Source organism: Campylobacter sp. GB48, from assembly GCF_049221845.1.
Taxonomy (GTDB): Bacteria; Campylobacterota; Campylobacteria; order Campylobacterales; family Campylobacteraceae; genus Campylobacter_D; species Campylobacter_D lari_C.
On sequence record NZ_JBMJAR010000021.1, the window covers coordinates 1 to 15786 of the forward strand.

At 29.0% G+C, this 15786-nt stretch carries 18 protein-coding genes and 1 pseudogene; 6 read left to right on the top strand and 13 right to left on the bottom strand.

Translation table 11 applies throughout. From position 1 onward, the window contains the following. From ACOTVC_RS08070 to mnmG, 11 genes and pseudogenes are all read right to left on the bottom strand, one after another. Nucleotides 1–690, bottom strand: a pseudogene (locus tag ACOTVC_RS08070) (hypothetical protein); the annotation flags it as partial. A 60-nt stretch (nucleotides 691–750) separates the two neighbouring features. Continuing rightward, nucleotides 751–1521, bottom strand: a complete 771-nt coding sequence (fliR, locus tag ACOTVC_RS08075; protein WP_039618763.1) for a flagellar biosynthetic protein FliR — start codon at nucleotides 1519–1521, stop codon at nucleotides 751–753. Then, on the bottom strand, nucleotides 1508–2143 hold the full coding sequence (locus ACOTVC_RS08080; RefSeq protein WP_214115564.1) for an ABC transporter ATP-binding protein: 636 nt from the start codon (nucleotides 2141–2143) through the stop codon (nucleotides 1508–1510). The genes fliR and ACOTVC_RS08080 overlap by 14 nt, the downstream gene beginning before the upstream one ends. Before the next feature lie 2 nt (nucleotides 2144–2145). Beyond that, nucleotides 2146–3222: a translation elongation factor Ts gene (gene tsf, locus ACOTVC_RS08085; protein ID WP_214100815.1), complete on the bottom strand. Its 1077-nt coding sequence runs from the start codon at nucleotides 3220–3222 to the stop codon at nucleotides 2146–2148. Next, on the bottom strand, nucleotides 3222–4007 hold the full coding sequence (gene rpsB, locus ACOTVC_RS08090; protein ID WP_012661799.1) for a 30S ribosomal protein S2: 786 nt from the start codon (nucleotides 4005–4007) through the stop codon (nucleotides 3222–3224). The genes tsf and rpsB overlap by 1 nt, the downstream gene beginning before the upstream one ends. 173 nt (nucleotides 4008–4180) lie before the next feature. Then, nucleotides 4181–5308, bottom strand: coding sequence for a c-type cytochrome (locus tag ACOTVC_RS08095; RefSeq protein ID WP_214115563.1), 1128 nt, complete (start codon nucleotides 5306–5308; stop codon nucleotides 4181–4183). Nucleotides 5309–5310: 2 nt separating this feature from the next. Continuing rightward, nucleotides 5311–6555 (bottom strand): ubiquinol cytochrome c oxidoreductase, cytochrome b subunit, encoded by a 1245-nt coding sequence (locus ACOTVC_RS08100; RefSeq protein ID WP_039618771.1) that lies wholly within the window; start codon nucleotides 6553–6555, stop codon nucleotides 5311–5313. 1 nt (nucleotide 6556) lies between these two features. Continuing rightward, nucleotides 6557–7060, bottom strand: a complete 504-nt coding sequence (locus ACOTVC_RS08105) for a ubiquinol-cytochrome c reductase iron-sulfur subunit (RefSeq protein WP_214115561.1) — start codon at nucleotides 7058–7060, stop codon at nucleotides 6557–6559. 141 nt (nucleotides 7061–7201) lie between these two features. Further along, on the bottom strand, nucleotides 7202–8008 hold the full coding sequence (locus tag ACOTVC_RS08110) for a DUF2262 domain-containing protein (protein WP_087684954.1): 807 nt from the start codon (nucleotides 8006–8008) through the stop codon (nucleotides 7202–7204). 15 nt (nucleotides 8009–8023) lie between these two features. Next, nucleotides 8024–8758, bottom strand: coding sequence for a DUF2262 domain-containing protein (locus ACOTVC_RS08115; RefSeq protein ID WP_421628256.1), 735 nt, complete (start codon nucleotides 8756–8758; stop codon nucleotides 8024–8026). 15 nt (nucleotides 8759–8773) lie between these two features. After that, nucleotides 8774–10624, bottom strand: a complete 1851-nt coding sequence (gene mnmG, locus ACOTVC_RS08120) for a tRNA uridine-5-carboxymethylaminomethyl(34) synthesis enzyme MnmG (RefSeq protein ID WP_214115559.1) — start codon at nucleotides 10622–10624, stop codon at nucleotides 8774–8776. A 122-nt stretch (nucleotides 10625–10746) separates the two neighbouring features. On the opposite strand from mnmG, the gene ribE reads away from it, so the two are divergent. Genes ribE through ACOTVC_RS08135 form a run of 3 tightly spaced genes read left to right on the top strand, consistent with a single transcriptional unit; the run spans nucleotide 10747 to nucleotide 12195 of the window. Beyond that, nucleotides 10747–11355 (top strand): riboflavin synthase, encoded by a 609-nt coding sequence (gene ribE / locus ACOTVC_RS08125; RefSeq protein WP_087684951.1) that lies wholly within the window; start codon nucleotides 10747–10749, stop codon nucleotides 11353–11355. Then, nucleotides 11319–11987: a peptidoglycan editing factor PgeF gene (pgeF, locus tag ACOTVC_RS08130; RefSeq protein WP_214116772.1), complete on the top strand. Its 669-nt coding sequence runs from the start codon at nucleotides 11319–11321 to the stop codon at nucleotides 11985–11987. The genes ribE and pgeF overlap by 37 nt, the downstream gene beginning before the upstream one ends. A 1-nt stretch (nucleotide 11988) precedes the next feature. Beyond that, nucleotides 11989–12195 carry a hypothetical protein gene (locus tag ACOTVC_RS08135; protein WP_214116770.1) on the top strand — a complete coding sequence of 69 codons (207 nt, stop codon included), beginning with the start codon at nucleotides 11989–11991 and terminating at the stop codon, nucleotides 12193–12195. 2 nt (nucleotides 12196–12197) lie between these two features. Here ACOTVC_RS08135 and ACOTVC_RS08140 read toward each other — a convergent pair whose 3' ends face one another. Further along, complete coding sequence (locus tag ACOTVC_RS08140) at nucleotides 12198–13451, bottom strand: sensor histidine kinase (RefSeq protein ID WP_421628258.1); 1254 nt, start codon at nucleotides 13449–13451, stop codon at nucleotides 12198–12200. Further along, nucleotides 13414–14079 (bottom strand): response regulator transcription factor, encoded by a 666-nt coding sequence (locus ACOTVC_RS08145; protein ID WP_214115556.1) that lies wholly within the window; start codon nucleotides 14077–14079, stop codon nucleotides 13414–13416. Before ACOTVC_RS08145 ends, ACOTVC_RS08140 begins: the two co-directional genes overlap by 38 nt. A gap of 132 nt (nucleotides 14080–14211) precedes the next feature. Here ACOTVC_RS08145 and ACOTVC_RS08150 point away from each other — a divergent pair, with 132 nt between their 5' ends. The 3 genes from ACOTVC_RS08150 to ACOTVC_RS08160 all read left to right on the top strand — a co-directional run bounded on the left by ACOTVC_RS08150 (nucleotide 14212) and on the right by ACOTVC_RS08160 (nucleotide 15672). Beyond that, nucleotides 14212–14799 (top strand): bacteriohemerythrin, encoded by a 588-nt coding sequence (locus ACOTVC_RS08150; protein ID WP_214116766.1) that lies wholly within the window; start codon nucleotides 14212–14214, stop codon nucleotides 14797–14799. A gap of 77 nt (nucleotides 14800–14876) precedes the next feature. Continuing rightward, nucleotides 14877–15440, top strand: a complete 564-nt coding sequence (locus tag ACOTVC_RS08155) for a bacteriohemerythrin (protein WP_421628261.1) — start codon at nucleotides 14877–14879, stop codon at nucleotides 15438–15440. A 10-nt stretch (nucleotides 15441–15450) separates the two neighbouring features. Continuing rightward, nucleotides 15451–15672: a ribbon-helix-helix domain protein gene (locus ACOTVC_RS08160; protein WP_039641928.1), complete on the top strand. Its 222-nt coding sequence runs from the start codon at nucleotides 15451–15453 to the stop codon at nucleotides 15670–15672. Nucleotides 15673–15786 lie beyond the last annotated feature (114 nt).

A 15786-nucleotide genomic window follows, 5' to 3' on the forward strand; every position in this document is an offset into this window, starting at 1 on the left:
TTCTATATTTTCTTCTATATTTTCTTCTATATTTTCTTCTATATTTTCTTCTATATTTTCTTCTATATTTTCTTCTATATTTTCTTCTATATTTTCTTCTATATTTTCTTCATGTAAATCATCTAGCAACGCCAAATCATCTTTATCTTTTTTTTCATTTACTAATACATCTGTTGTTTCAGGCATATTGTCAGCTTTTAATTCATCATCTAAATTTTCTTCAAAAAATTCTTCTTGCAAACTTAAATCATCTTCACTTAAACTCTCTTCATGCTCAGACAAGTCAATACCAGCTAAAAGTTCATTTCCATCTAAAGGTGTATCTTTATCAATTAAAATATCATCGTCAAAATTTAATTCATCTTCTTCTAAAGTATTATTTTTATCTTCATTTAAAGTTTTTTCACCACCCAAAAGCTCTATAAAATTAGTTGGTAAAAAAGGCTTATACAAACATTCTACGCCTTCAACTTGCTCTTGATTTCTAGGTAATAAACAAATCAATCTATTACATTTGCTTTTTAAATCATCTAAATTAGCTTCAATATCATGATCTATGATAATAACATCATAAAATTCTCCAAGCTCCTCAGTATTTGTAATTTCTTCAAAATCATAACCTAATTTTTGAACCCCTAAACTGATTAGCTTTGAAACAGCCGTATTAGAATTTATCAGCAAAACCTTCATCTGTCATCTCCCAAAATTAAAGAAATATCTTATTTTAAAACATTTTTAATTATTTATTGCTTATATATTAAAAAATAATAATTCCATATGCTCAAAACTTTTCATTGTTAAATTTTTAAAATACTGCATCATAATAAGCAAAATAGCAATAAGCACTGCAAAAGATAAGAATATCTTAATAGGATACCCCACTACCAAAAGATTAAACTGAGGCATAGTTTTCATAAGCATACCAAAAATCACATCTGATAATAAAGATATAGCCAAAACTGGAAAAGCCATAGAAAAACCAAGTACAAAAATATTTACCATAGCCTTATTTAAATAAAGCATTAAATTTTCATGTGGATAAAACCCACCTAAACTAATATATTCTAATGAATTAGATATAAAAAGCAAAACTAAATGATGTCCATCAAAGGCTAAAAATACAAGCAAAGCCAATAAATTTAAAACTTGTGATATGACAGGTGTGTTTGTGCCAGTTGTAGGATCCATAACACTAGCCATAGAAAATCCCATAGTAAAAGAAACCTGCTCACCTGCCATTTGCAAAATAGCAAAAGTCATTTGCAAAATCAACCCTGCCATCATACCAAAAAGTACTTCACTTAAAAGATATAAAATAAAAAAAGAATCAGGTGTATTACCTTCAAGCTTTGCTAAAGGATATAAAAACATTGTTAAAAATAAAGCTAAGGTTGTTTTTACCACCAAAGGTATACTATTATGAGAAAAAAAAGGAAAAAAAACTATTAACCCACTCATTCTAGCAAACAAAAGCATGAAAATAACTACATTTTCATCGCCTAAATATTTAACAAATTCCATGATTATTTAAGTAAAAAACCTTGTCGCATTTTTTAGCAAGCTCTTGATCATGCGTAACAAAAATTAAAGCTGCATTGTTTTCTTTAATATAATCAATCAAAATATCCATTACATTCAAAGCATTTTTAAAATCTAAATTTCCAGTAGCTTCATCAGCAAAAATAATCTTTGGCCTTTTGCTTAAAACCCTAGCTATGCTTACTCTTTGCTGCTGTCCACCGCTTAGCTTTGTGATTTTTTGATTCATTAAATCTACAATATCAAGTTTTTTTAATAATTCATAATCAATATTCTGTCCGCTTAAAACACTCGCAAGCTCTATATTCTCAAAAGCCAAAAAACCTTTAAATAAATAATGCATTTGAAAAATAATCCCAAAATCTTTTCTACGAATTTCTAGCAAAGCATCATCATTTAAACCGTATAATTCTTGATTATTATAAAAAACTTTTCCTGATTGAGGTTTTAATAAGGTAGATAAAATATGCAAAAGAGTGGATTTACCACATCCACTACTTCCGCATATTGCAATACAATCTTTTGCATTTACAGCAAAATTTAAATTTTCAAAAAGCGGAATATCAAAACTATGGCTTAAATTTTCCGCTTTTAAAAGTTCCATTTTTAACCAATTTGCGCAGCAACTTCAGCAGCAAAATCTTCGGTTTTCTTTTCTAGGCCTTCACCTACTTCAAAGCGAATAAATTCAACTATTTTGATAGTTCCACCTAGCTCTTTTTCTTTATCAGCAATTACTTGCTCGATAGTTTTTTTATCATCCATTACATAAAACTGACCCATTAAAGTAAGTCTGCTGTCAAGTTGAGAATTATCCGCAATAAAGCTATTTAACTTACCTGGGATAATATTAGGCCAAATTTTTTCTGGCTTACCTTGTGCTTGAAGCTCAGCTTTAATAGCTTCTTCAGCTGCTTGAATTACCTCTTGAGTTAATTGTTTTCTACTTGCATATTTTGGAATTTTATGCTCTGGTTTATTAGGATCTTTTAATCTTCTTCTTTCTTCGTTTTCTTTTTCCAACTCAGCAACTAAGGCTTTGTACTCATTTTCTACAAAATCCATATCAAGTTCTTCATAAGATAAATAACTTGGCTTCATTGCAGCAATATGCATACAAATATGCTTTAAAAATTCTCCACACTTGCTAGCCGTAGCTTCACTATCACAAGCTGCAGCAATAACCACACCAACACGACCATTAGTATGGATATAACCATTTACTATGCCATTAGTACCTGCTTTTAAAGTAGCAAATCTTCTAACAACTAAATTTTCACCAATAGTTGCAATTTGGCTTTTTAAATACTCTTCAAATTTAACACCATTAATCTCGCTTGAATGTAATTCTTCAACATTTTGAAGACTTTTAGCTTGAATATGTGCTGTTGTATCTTTTGTTAAAGCGATAAATTGTTCATTTTTAGCAACAAAATCAGTTTCTGAATTAATTTCACTTACAGTTGCACATTTAAAATCATCACTTACTTTTACACTTACCAAACCTTCAGCAGCTAAACGATCGGCTTTTTTATCAGCTTTTCCAAGTCCTTTTTCTCTTAAAAGCTGTACTGCTTTTTCAAAATCACCATCTGTATCTTTTAAAGCATTTTTACAATCCATCATACCTGCGCCAGTACTTTCACGCAGTTCTTTTACCATTTGTGCAGTGATTTCAGCCATTATTCTTTATCTCCTTCAAAATCTTCCTCACTCATAGCTTCTTCTAAAACTTCTTTTTTTTCTTCTTCAGAGATTGGTTGTTCTTCATTTGCTTCACCATCTTGCTCTCTTAATGCTTTACCTTCATTGATTGCTTCAGCCATTTCTTGGCAGAAAAGTTGAACTGAGCGAATCGCATCATCATTTCCTGGAATTGGGAAATCAACTAAATCAGGATCACAGTTTGTATCTAGCGGAGCAACCACAGGGATTTTTAATCTATTAGCTTCTTGTACTGCAATTTTTTCTTTAACAGTATCGATAACAAAAATCATATCAGGTTGGGTTTTCATGTATCTAATACCACCAAGATATGCTAGTAATTTTTCTTTTTTTCTAGTAAGCATTAAAGCTTCTTTTTTAGTTAAAAGCTTAATACTTCCATCCTCTTCCATTTTTTCTATAACTTCTAATTTTCTAATTGATTGGCGGATGGTTCCAAAGTTAGTCATCATACCACCAAGCCATCTATGATTTACATAAGGCATGCCGCATTTTTCAGCATATTCTTTAATCGCTCCACCCGCTTGTTTTTTAGTACCAACAAATAAAATTGTCTTACCTTCTGCAGCAGCATCACGAACGATATTATATGTATATCTAAAGTATCTAAGTGTTTTTTGTAAATCAATTACATAAATACCTTTTCTTTCTCCAAAAATAAATTTTTTCATTTTTGGATTCCATCTTCTTGTTTGGTGTCCAAAGTGCACACCACACTCTAATAAATCTCTCATGCTTACCATGAAATTCTCCTTGAAATAAAATAATTAGGTTTATTCCTCCGCATTCTTTAACCCATAAGCAACCTAATAAGGAAATTAATGCGTGTGAAATGAAAGCATATTATATCAAATTTTATTTTATATTTAGCTTATTATTGAAGAAAAAGAACGCCACTAGGCGTTCTTTGAGTAAATTAGTGCAGTTTAGACCAAACTGATCTTTTCCAACCTATAGCAAAAATACTTAAGATAGCAAAGAATATCATAATATAAATTCCTGTTTGCTCTCTTTCTTCTTTTTTACTATCACCAACTTTTTCAAGATAATTAATAACTTGAGTTTGTGCTTTTTCATTTAAACCAACTCTTGGCATAGCAGTACCGTGAATTTTCTTTTGAGGTTCGTTAATGAAAATTTCAAGATAATGCGCGCCTTTAGAACGAATCATCATAGATAAATCTGGAGGCGTCATACCAAGATAATTTTTTAAATCACTCATATTTGAGCTTGAAACAAAGCCATCATATTTTACATCATGACATCTTCCGCAAGCATTTTCAAACGTATGTTTATTTTTAGCAAAATCAAATTCTTTTGTAATTAAAGCCGTTTTTGCTTGCTCTGAAAGCTCTTGATTTTTAGCATATTTTTCTTCTAAATTAGCTTTTAATTTTGTATCAAATTCTTTTTCATATTCACTAGCTGTATTTTTAAAGAATGCAATTAAGTCTGCTAAATCTTGATTATCTTGTGCTTCATCGCCACTTAAAGGATAAGCAGGCATTAAGAATGGATTTTCATCATTAAATTTATGTGAAATTTGCAAAGCTTTAACCGGATCAATGATAAGTGCGGTTAAAAATTTTTCATCATAAATAGCACCCGCATCACTTAAATCAGGAGGTGTTACACCTAAAGAAGAATCTGTGATAGTAGCAGGAATTCCAGCAGCTTTTATACCATGACATGCAATACAATTTCCTTCAAAAAGTTCTTTTCCTTTTTGTGCATTGCCTTTAGTAAAATCGATTTTTGCGATTTTTTCCCATAATTGCTTAGTAGCTTCTTCTTGGCTTTTAGCAAGCTCTAATGCTTTTTGAGTATTAGCTATAGCTTTTTCACTTCCTGAAACATTAGCATCCATTGCTGCCTTTTCTTTTAAAGCAACTTCACCTTTGGTAAATTCTGCATCAGCTTTTGCAAAGTCAAAATTAACCGGAGTTGAAGGAGGATTCATCACTGAATGTGCATAAGGCTCAACACCCCAATAAACTAAACCTGTGAAAAAGACAACTACAAAAAATATTTTTAATTCTCTCATTATTAGCCCCTTTTTCTTTCCATGATAGTAATAATTGGTAAGACCACTAACAATAATAGTAAAAATACCATAGAAGCATAAAATCCTATCCAAGCATTAATTCCTGTTGGAGGAAGCTTTCCATAAACTGTTAGTACAATTAAATCTATCAATAACACCCAAAACCATACAAAAAACATTGGTCTTTCGTGTGCTGGTTTTACAACATCACTTCTATCAAGCCAAGGCAATAAGAAGAAAATAATTTGTGCTATACCAAATGCCGCAAGACCTATATCAAAAGCTTTAATGCTTCCAACATCAAAGAAAAATCCTCTTAAAACTTCATAACTCCATAAGAAATACCACTCAGGATAAATATGAGGAGGTGTTTTTAAAGAATTTGCTGGGTCAAAGTTGATTGGATCCATTGCAAAATTAAATTTAAAACATACCAAATAAAAGAAGAAAATCATAAATAACGCAATGTACATAAAATCTTTAGCTAAAAATCCTGGCCAAAAAGGAATAACTTTAGAGCCTTTTGTATCACCTGCTAAATATTTTTCAGCTTCTAAATCAAAATCAATTTCTTCTGAAATTTCATTATTTACGTGAGGAATTCTTAAAGAATAAAAGTGGAATGCAATAATTGCCAAAATTACAATAGGTAATAAACATACATGTAGCATAAAAAATCTAGTTAAAGTTGGATCTGAAACCGCAAAATCCCCTCTTATCCAAATAACTAACGCATCGCCTATAAAAGGAATTCCACCAAAAAGCTGAGTAATAACTTGAGCAGCCCAAAAGCTCATTTGTCCCCAAGGTAGCATATATCCACTAAATGCTTCTGCTGAAAATACAACAAATAAAAGCATACCACTAATCCAAATCATCTCGCGACCCTTTTTATAAGAGCCATAATAAATTCCTGTTAGCATGTGAATATATATGATTAAAAATACAACTGAAGCAGCCACACCATGCATATGACGCCAAAGCCAACCATACTCCACTTCTTGCATGATAGTTTTATTTACACTATCAAAAGCTAAAGCCACATCTGGCTTATAATACATTACCAAAAATAGACCTGAAATAAATAAAATAGCAAAAAGAGTAGTTAAAATAACACCCATCGCCCATAAGAAGTTAATTTGTTTTGGTATCCAATATTGAGCCATTAAAACATTAAAAAGCTTATTTACAGCTAGTCTTTGATCAAGCCAATCTACAATACCGTTTGCTTTTTTTATCTGTGCCATATTAAGCCTCCGCGATCATTTTTTTATATTCTGGACCTTCTTCGCCTAATACTAATTTTGTTCCATCAATTCTAAAAGGAGGAATATCCAAAGGTCTTGGAGGAGGACCAAATACATTTTTACCACTAGTGTCAAATTCGCCACCATGGCATGCACACTTAAATAATTTTTCACTTGGAACATAAGCTGGAATACAGCCTAAATGCGTACAAAGACCAATAACTACAGTATAAGCAACATCACCCACAACAACATCTCTATTGCTATCTTTTGCCATATCTGCATCTTTTTTTAAGATAAATATAGGCTTTTTACGCCATTCAATTGTTCTTAGCTCGCCCTCTTTCATACCAGAAAGATCCACAGTAGTAATACCTGCTGCTTTTACGCTTGGGAGCGGATCCCATGTTTTTTTCATTGCAACTAATGAAAAAGCACCACCCACAGCAGCTACTGTTCCAAAGGCAAAGCCCATAAAGCTTCGTCTACTTTCAGATGTAGCCATTTTACTTCCTTTGTTTTGATTTGTATGTAAAATATAGCAGTTTATCTAAAAAATTATAAATTTTTTCTTTTGAAAAACATTTATATAAAATTTAATCTTTCATAGATAAAAATTAAAAATTTTATATGACAAAAACAAAAGCTAACCTGCTATATAAGCATCTTTAAAATTAAAATCAAAATCGCTTTCAACTATGATAACATGCCCCCAGAAAACATCACCATCATCAACATAAAAATCTATACCATTGCTTTTTATACTAATAGATTCAAAAGTTAAAAGTTTTGCAAATTGTTTTTCGTTGATTTTCTTTTTATCAGCATCTTCATTATAACTATTAGCTTCTTCTACTAATTGACTAGCAATATATTCTTTTACTTTTTTATCTAATTCCTTTTTATCTTCAAATATTTTTCTAAGTATTTGTATAGAATTTTCAATATTGTCATTATTAAAAGCAACTTCTACTTTCTTTTTATCAACCCAATTAATATTATTTATAAATGTATTTAATCCCTTATCAAGCTCAAAAATTCCTAATACTTCATCTTTATAATATACAGGCTGTACATATTTATCTAATATAGGTTTTAAATCTTCATCTTCATAATTATTTTCTATTAATTCAACAAGCAAAAATCTTTTATATAAAGCATTATCAAAATCTTTATGCTTTCTTACTTTCAATCTTACTATAGTTTTATTCTTGAATGTATCAAAATAATATTTAGTATCATCAGATTTTTGTTCAATTGATATATTTTCATTTTCTACTACTATATTATCAGCAAAATTTTTATATCCAATAGCCAAAATAGATACTTTATAATATTTTTCTTTATTAGGTACTTTTCCAGCTCCTACAGCATATTCTTTTAATACAAAGGCAATATCTAAAATTTCATCTTCAAACTGACTATTAAATTCTTTTATTTCTCTATCTTCCATTTTTATTACCCCTATTTATCCAGCCAATTCAACTTTTTTTAAATCAAAATCAAGACTACTTTCAACTATAATAACATGCCAGCCAAAAAGTCCTCTATCATCTATGTAAAATTCTATGATATCATTTGCTATATCAATAGATTCAAAACTTAATGAATTTATAAATTCTTCTTTTGATAACTTTTTATTATTTAATCTATTTATTAATTGTTCATAAATATATTCTTTAACTTTTTTATCTAATTCATTTCTATTTTCAATTATTTTTCTTGCAGTTTTTATATAAGTTTGCTGTTTATTATCATTATTAAAATGAATAAGAACTGTTATATTATTAATCCAACTAAAATCTTTTTCAAAAATATTTAATGATTTATTTAGTGTAAATTTTTCCAACACCTCATCTTTGCAATAAATAGGCTCTAAATAACTATTTAGAATATTCTGTAATTCCTCATCTTTGTAATTATTTTCAATTACATCAATGAACTCAAAGGTTTTATTATTAATTTCTTTTACTTTTAATTTCATTATAGTTTTTTCTTTGAATGCTTGATGATAATAAGTCGTGTCAGAATCAATTTTATTTATTAATATTTTATTTTCAATTATTTCATTGTTTTCTAAATTTTTATAAGCAACAACATCGGGAAGAAGAATTCTATAAAACTTGTCATCATAATATGTAGCAGCTACAGATCCTTCGCCAAACACAGTAGCTACTTCAAAGACTTTATTTTTTACAGCCATTAAAATTTTTATTTATCATTTTTTCATTTTGATATAAATATGTAAAATATCCAAAGCAGCAGGAGTAATACCGCTAATTTGTGAAGCAGCAAAAATAGTTGGTGGATTAAATTTTTGCAGTTTTTCTACTACTTCATTACTCAATCCACTTACACTTTTAAAGTCAAAATTTTCAGGAATTTTCAAATCATTTAAATTTTTCATTTTTTCAATTTGTGCTTTTTGCATTGCTATATAATGATAATACTTCGCTTCATTTAAAATTTCATTTAAAGAATACTCATCCATATTTTTAAACATTTCACCTAAAGCTTTTAATTTTTCTATATTAAAACTAGCTCTTGCAACAATTTTCTGCAAACTCACTATTGAAGTGATCTTTTCTTCTTCAATACTTTGTAAAAATTCATTATTTTGATTACTTGGTGTCCATGTAGTTTGAAGTAAAAACTCAAGCCCTTTGCTAATATTTTGTTTTATATTATCAATATATGCATAATCTTCTTGACTTAAAAGTTTAAAATTATATCCATATTCTCCAAGTCTTAAAATAGCATTTTCTTCTCTTAAGAGCAGTCTATACTCAGCTCTTGAAGTAAACATTCTATAAGGCTCTTTGGTACCTTTCATCACTAAATCATCAATCAACACCCCTATATAAGCCTCATCGCGCCTTAACACAAAAGGTTCTTTTTCATCAATTGCTAAAACCGCATTCACTCCTGCCATAAAACCTTGCGCAGCAGCTTCCTCATAACCAGTGGTTCCATTAATTTGCCCAGCACAATATAAATTTTTAATCTTTTTGGTTTCTAAAGTATGTTTTAGCTCTGTTGGATCAATATAATCATACTCTATGGCATAACCAAAACGCGTGATTTTAGCATTTTCAAAACCTTTTATGCTTCTTAACATTGCAATTTGTACCTCATAAGGTAAAGAAGTAGAAAAACCGTTAATATAATACTCTGTTGCATCTTTTGTTTGTGGCTCTATAAATAAATGATGACTTTCTTTATCACCAAAACGATTAATCTTATCTTCTATAGAAGGACAATATCTTGGACCTATACCTTCAATTTGTCCTGTAAAAAGCGGAGCGCGGTAAAAATTGCTTTTTATAATCTCATGTGTTTTTAAATTTGTTCTTGCTATATAACACGGAAGTTGATTAGGCTTGAAATTTTTCGTTTTAAAACTAAAAGCTTTAGGATTTTCATCTCCAGGCTGAATTTCTAAAACACTAAAATCAATACTTTTAGCATCAACCCTTGGGCAGGTTCCTGTTTTTAATCTTCCTACTTTTAATCCACTTTGTTTTAAGTAATCTCCCAAATTTACAGACGCAAGCTCACCTACCCTACCTGCTTGAAGCTTGGTTTCACCTATATGGATAAGTCCGTTTAAAAAAGTTCCTGTTGTAAGTATGATTTTTTTAGCAAAATATGTATTTTCTAAATTGGTTTTAACGCCCTTAACTTCATCATTTTCTATAAGTAAAGACAAAGCTTGCTCTTGAGAAATTTCTAAATTTTCAAGTTTTAAAAGCTTATTTCTAGCACAAATTCTATAAGCATCCATATCAATTTGCGCTCTACTTCCACGCACTGCAACACCTTTGCTTTCATTTAAAATTCTAAATTGAATTCCAGCCTCATCGGTAATTTGCCCCATAAGTCCACCCATAGCATCAAGCTCTTTTACCAAATGTCCTTTTGCTAAACCGCCTATAGCAGGATTACAACTTGCAGCACCAATTTGCTCGATTAAAGTAGTTAAAAGTAAAGTTTTTTTGCCCATTCTAGCAGCAGCAGCACTAGCCTCAACTCCAGCATGCCCACCGCCAATTACGATTATATCATACATATTTTGACCTCATTTTTATAAAAAGGCAAAAATTATATAATATTTTTTAAAATAAAACACTAAAAATACTTTTTGAAATTTAAAAGTTTTAGATAAAATCTCATAAAAATTAAAGGTATTGAATGTTTAATGGATTAATCCGCGAATTAGCCTTTGTCAAATCATATCAAAACAGCACTTTAAGATTAAAAGCAAACTACAAACCAAAACTAGGTGATAGCATAGCAGTTAATGGTGCGTGTTTGAGTGTAACAAAACTTTTTGATGATGGTTTTAATCTTGAACTTTCTTATGAAACAAGAACTCACATAGCTATTGAAAATTTAAAAGATTACGTACATATTGAACCTGCACTAGCTTATGGCGATAGAATAGATGGACATTTAATGCAAGGGCATATTGATGGTATAGGTGAAATTACTAATATTTCTAAAAAAGAAAATGGAGTTGATTTTTATATTAAATGTCCTGATGATATACAAATTTATATGGCAAATAAAGCAAGTGTAGCCATAGATGGGGTGAGCTTAACTATCAATGAAGTTTTAAAAGATGGCATTCGCTTAACTATCATTCCTATAACCTTTAATGAAACCTTGTTTAAAGATTACATCATAGGAAGACGTGTGAATATAGAAAGTGATCTTTTAGCAAGATACATACACAGACAATTAAATTATAAAAAAGAAATCTCATGGCAACAAATAGACAAGATTGCATCACTTTATTAGAAAATGATTTTGTAAAAGCCTTTGTAGCCTTTGATCAAGATTATAATATTTTTAGAGCAAAAATTCATGATAATATTTTTCCTTGGGAAAATTCTATAAAAAAGTGTGTATTTTTAAATCAAATTCATTCTAATATCATCACTCATTATAATAAAGATTTTCATTTTAACGCTGATGGGATAATTAGCAATGAAAAAAATATAGCTTTGTGCATTTTAAGTGCCGATTGCCTGCCTTTGCTTTTATATGATGATGAAAATAAAACCATAGCAGCTTTGCATTCAGGTAGAAAAGGATGTTTTGAAAATATCTTAAAAGAAGCTGTTTTAAAAATGCAAAAAAACTTTAACGCTCAAACAAAGAATTTAAAACTCATCATTTCAGCAGGAATTTGTGCTAAAAATTATGAAGTTAATGGTGAAGTTTTAAACTATAGTAAAGAAAATTTTGCACCTTTTTTACATAAAAATAAGCTTGATTTAAAAGCATTGGTTAAATTTCAGGCAAAAGAATTAGGTATTAACGATATTTTTGATATCAATCTTTGCACCTTTGATGATGAGAGATTTTTTTCCTATAGAAAAAACCAAACCCTAAAACGTATTGTTAGCGTGATTTGTTTAAAGGATTAAAATGTATGAAGTAAAAAATTTACTCGCTTTAAAAATTTTGCAAAAAGCTAAAGAATTTGGTGATAATGACTTAAGCAACGAACTTTTAATCACTCAAATGCTAAATCACACCCCGCAAACTCTAAATCAAAACGATACTAAAAATTTAAATGAATTTACCACAACACTTATAAATGCCAAAGAAAAAGCTAAGATGAGCAATAAATGATTTTAGTTTTTCCAAGTTAAAATAAATTTTGTTCCTTTATTAAGCTCACTTTCTACTTTTATTTTTATATTATGCTCTTTACAAATTTTATCAACCAAAGAAAGCCCTATACCAAAACCACCTTGATGTTCATTAAATCTTGAATAGCGATCGAAAATATTAGCCAAATTTTCCTTTGCTATACCACAACCACTATCTTCTATTATAAGTTTTTGTTCTAAAAGTATTATTGCAATTTGACCATTTTTTACATTATATTTAATAGAATTATTAATAAGATTATCAAACATTTTAAAAAACTGATCTTTATTCGCATAAATTTTTCCATCATTTTCTAAAACAAGATCTAAAGTAATATTTTTTTGCTCTAAAAATATTTTAAAATACTCCATTCTTTCTTTAATCAAATCTTTTAAAAAGATCCAATCTTTTTTAGCTTCATAAACTTGAGAAAAATTTAAAAAAGTTAAATCTGAATACAAATGACTCAAAGTCAAAGCAGCTATTTTTACACGCTTTAAAGCCTTAATTTCTTCAAAATTCTTTTTTCTTTCCAAACTCTCTACGCTCATTAATATCGCACTAATTGGTGTATTAATCTCATGAGTAGTATCTTTTATAAAATTATTTAAAAACCTTATCCTCATTTCTAAAGGCTTGAGCGCAAATTTAAGGATTAAATACCCCATTATACTTACAAAAATCAAAGAAAAAACCATAGCCAAAGCTACTTTAAACCTTATAAATCCAAGCTCTTTAGAAATATCATCACCTTGTACCAAAACCCTCAAACGATTAACATCACCTAAGACCTCCAAAGCATCTTGTCCTTGAGTATTTGCAAGCAATAAATTATTTAAATTCACATCAGCTACATAAATTAAGGTGTTATTATTGTAAATATTTGCATTATTAAGTTTAAAAAAAGTTGTTTGAGCAGGCAAGCCAAGATTAGAAAAATAAACTTTTGTTCTATCAAATATTGCAAATTTTATATTAGAAATTTGAGCAATTTTTCTAGCACCTTTTTCTATAGGCTCAAAACGTAATTTTTCCATTTGTAAAATTACAAAACGGTGTTCTTGTCTTAATTTTATGCTATGCTCAGTTACTAATTCTTCTATTAACTTTGCATACCATACACCAAAAAGTACTATAAGAACACTTCCTATACTCACTAAATATAAAGAAAGAATTTGCCATGCAACACGCTTGGCTTCATACATAGCAATACCCTCTTCCCCTTTGATTAACAATGCTATCTTTACCTAAAATTTTTCGTAAATTTTTTACATAAGCCCTTAAACTAAGTTCGCTTGGCTCTTGATCATACTCCCAAATTTCTTCAAAAATACAAGCAGTATCTATAAATTTACCTTTGTTTTTTAAAAGTAAAGATAAAAGCTTTAATTCTTTTAAAGGCAGGGTTAAAGGCTTACCATCTTGGTATAAAGTTTGCGAAACAAAAGCAAATTTAAAACCATTTCCTAAGTCTTCATAATCTTCATTTTTATGAGCAAAAGAACGCTTTAAAATAGCATTAATTCTTATTTTTAACTCCTGCAATTCAAAAGGCTTTTTAATATAATCATCACAACCGCTTTCAAATCCCTTTTGTAAATCCATAGTAGTATTTAATGAAGTCATAAAAATAGCCGGAGTATATTTACCTGCTTCTCTTAAATTTTTAAGCACACTAAAACCATCTCCTTGTGGAACTTTTACATCTAAAATCCATAAATCAAAATTTTTCTCATAAGCTTTATCTTGCGCATCTTGAGCATTATCCACTAAAGTAACTATAAAACCTTCTTCTTCTAAAAATTCACTAACAATTTCTCCTAAATTAATATCATCTTCTAGCAAAAGAATTTGTGTGGCCATTTTTAACCTTTTCATTATATTTTACTTAAAACATTATATTTTTTTTGTGTAAATTAAGTGTGAATTTAGCGGAGTTAAAGCCAAATATTTATAAAATATTAACCGTTTTATAATTTGTACTTAGGATTTGTTATGCTACCTGAATGGGATCAAAAATATAGTATCAATAATGCAAAAATCGATGCCCAGCACCAAAAACTCTTCGAACTTGCTGCTAGAGTTGAAGAAATTTCTGATAGACCAATCTATCAAGTAGAACTTAAAAAACTCATTGCTGAATTTTTTAATTATATTAAAATTCATTTTCAAGATGAAGAAAACTATATGGCCGAGATTAATTATCCTTATTTAAATCAACACAAACTTATGCATAAGCAAATCACCAGCTCAATGATAAAACTCATACAAAGCATAAAAAGCACTAATGATTTAAAAGAAAAATTATATATAGTGGTTAATTCATGGCTTATAGAACACATCATTCAGCATGATATGATGATAGAACACTGGAGACAAAGCACACAAGTAAAAAATTCTTCAGACACTTTCGAAGAAGAAAAACCAAAACCAAAAAAATTTTTATATCAATGTCAATGTGAAGGAAAAACTCACAAAGTCCCTTATGATATTCATTTAAAAATACAATATTCTAAAGTACAATTTAAATGTAAAGAATGCTCTGCTAATTTAATTTTATGCAAAGAAAAAACTGAAATTTAACAAAAATTAATCATAGTTTAAAATATTGTAAATTATAATGCCTATAAAACTCTGTCAAACATAAACAAGGAGTTAATATGCTACCAAAATGGTGTGATAAATACAGTATTCACAATGATGAAATCGACAAACAACATAAAAAACTTTTTGAACTTGCTGCTAATGTTGAAATGATTTCAGACAAACCCATCCATAAAGGTCAAATTAAATTTATACTTGCGGATTTTTTTAATTACATGAAAGAACATTTTTCTGAAGAAGAAAAATATATGACAAAAATAGGTTATCCTGAACTTACCAATCATCAAAAAATTCACAAAAGCATTATTCAATCTATGATAGATTTAATTCAAAATATAAAAAGCACCAATGATTTAAAAGAAAAACTCAATATAATTGCGTCAAAATGGCTATTAGAACATATCTTAAGAGAAGATATGAAAATAGAAAAATGGCATCAAGCACAATTAAACAAAAAAGACAATAAAGCAATTTCAGAAGATTTGCAAGAATTTTATGAGTACATTTGCTCATGTGCTGATAAAATCCATAAAGTACCTTGTGAAATTCACAAAAAAATTCAAAAAACTAACGCAAGTTATAAATGCAAAACTTGTCAAGAAGCGATAAGATTAAAATAAAGGCTATGCAATGAATAAAAGATACACCTTAACTCTTTCGGAAGAACTTTACGAACGTTTAAGTCAAACTGCAAAGTTTTCTAAAAAGAAAAAAGCTGAAATTTTACGCAATGCTTTAGAAAACTATCTTGATGAAATGGAAGATTTTGCTCCAGCTATAGAAGCTTTAGAAGATCTAAAAGATGGAAATAGTAAAAAGCTAGATAGTATTATCAAAAAATTAAAATGCTAATCTAGTTTCCATACATTAACTATCAAAGAGCATAATTACATTTGTAAAAGCAAACATTCATAGATAACTCCTTAGTTTTTAAAGATCTAGTTTCAAACTAGATCTTTAAAGATA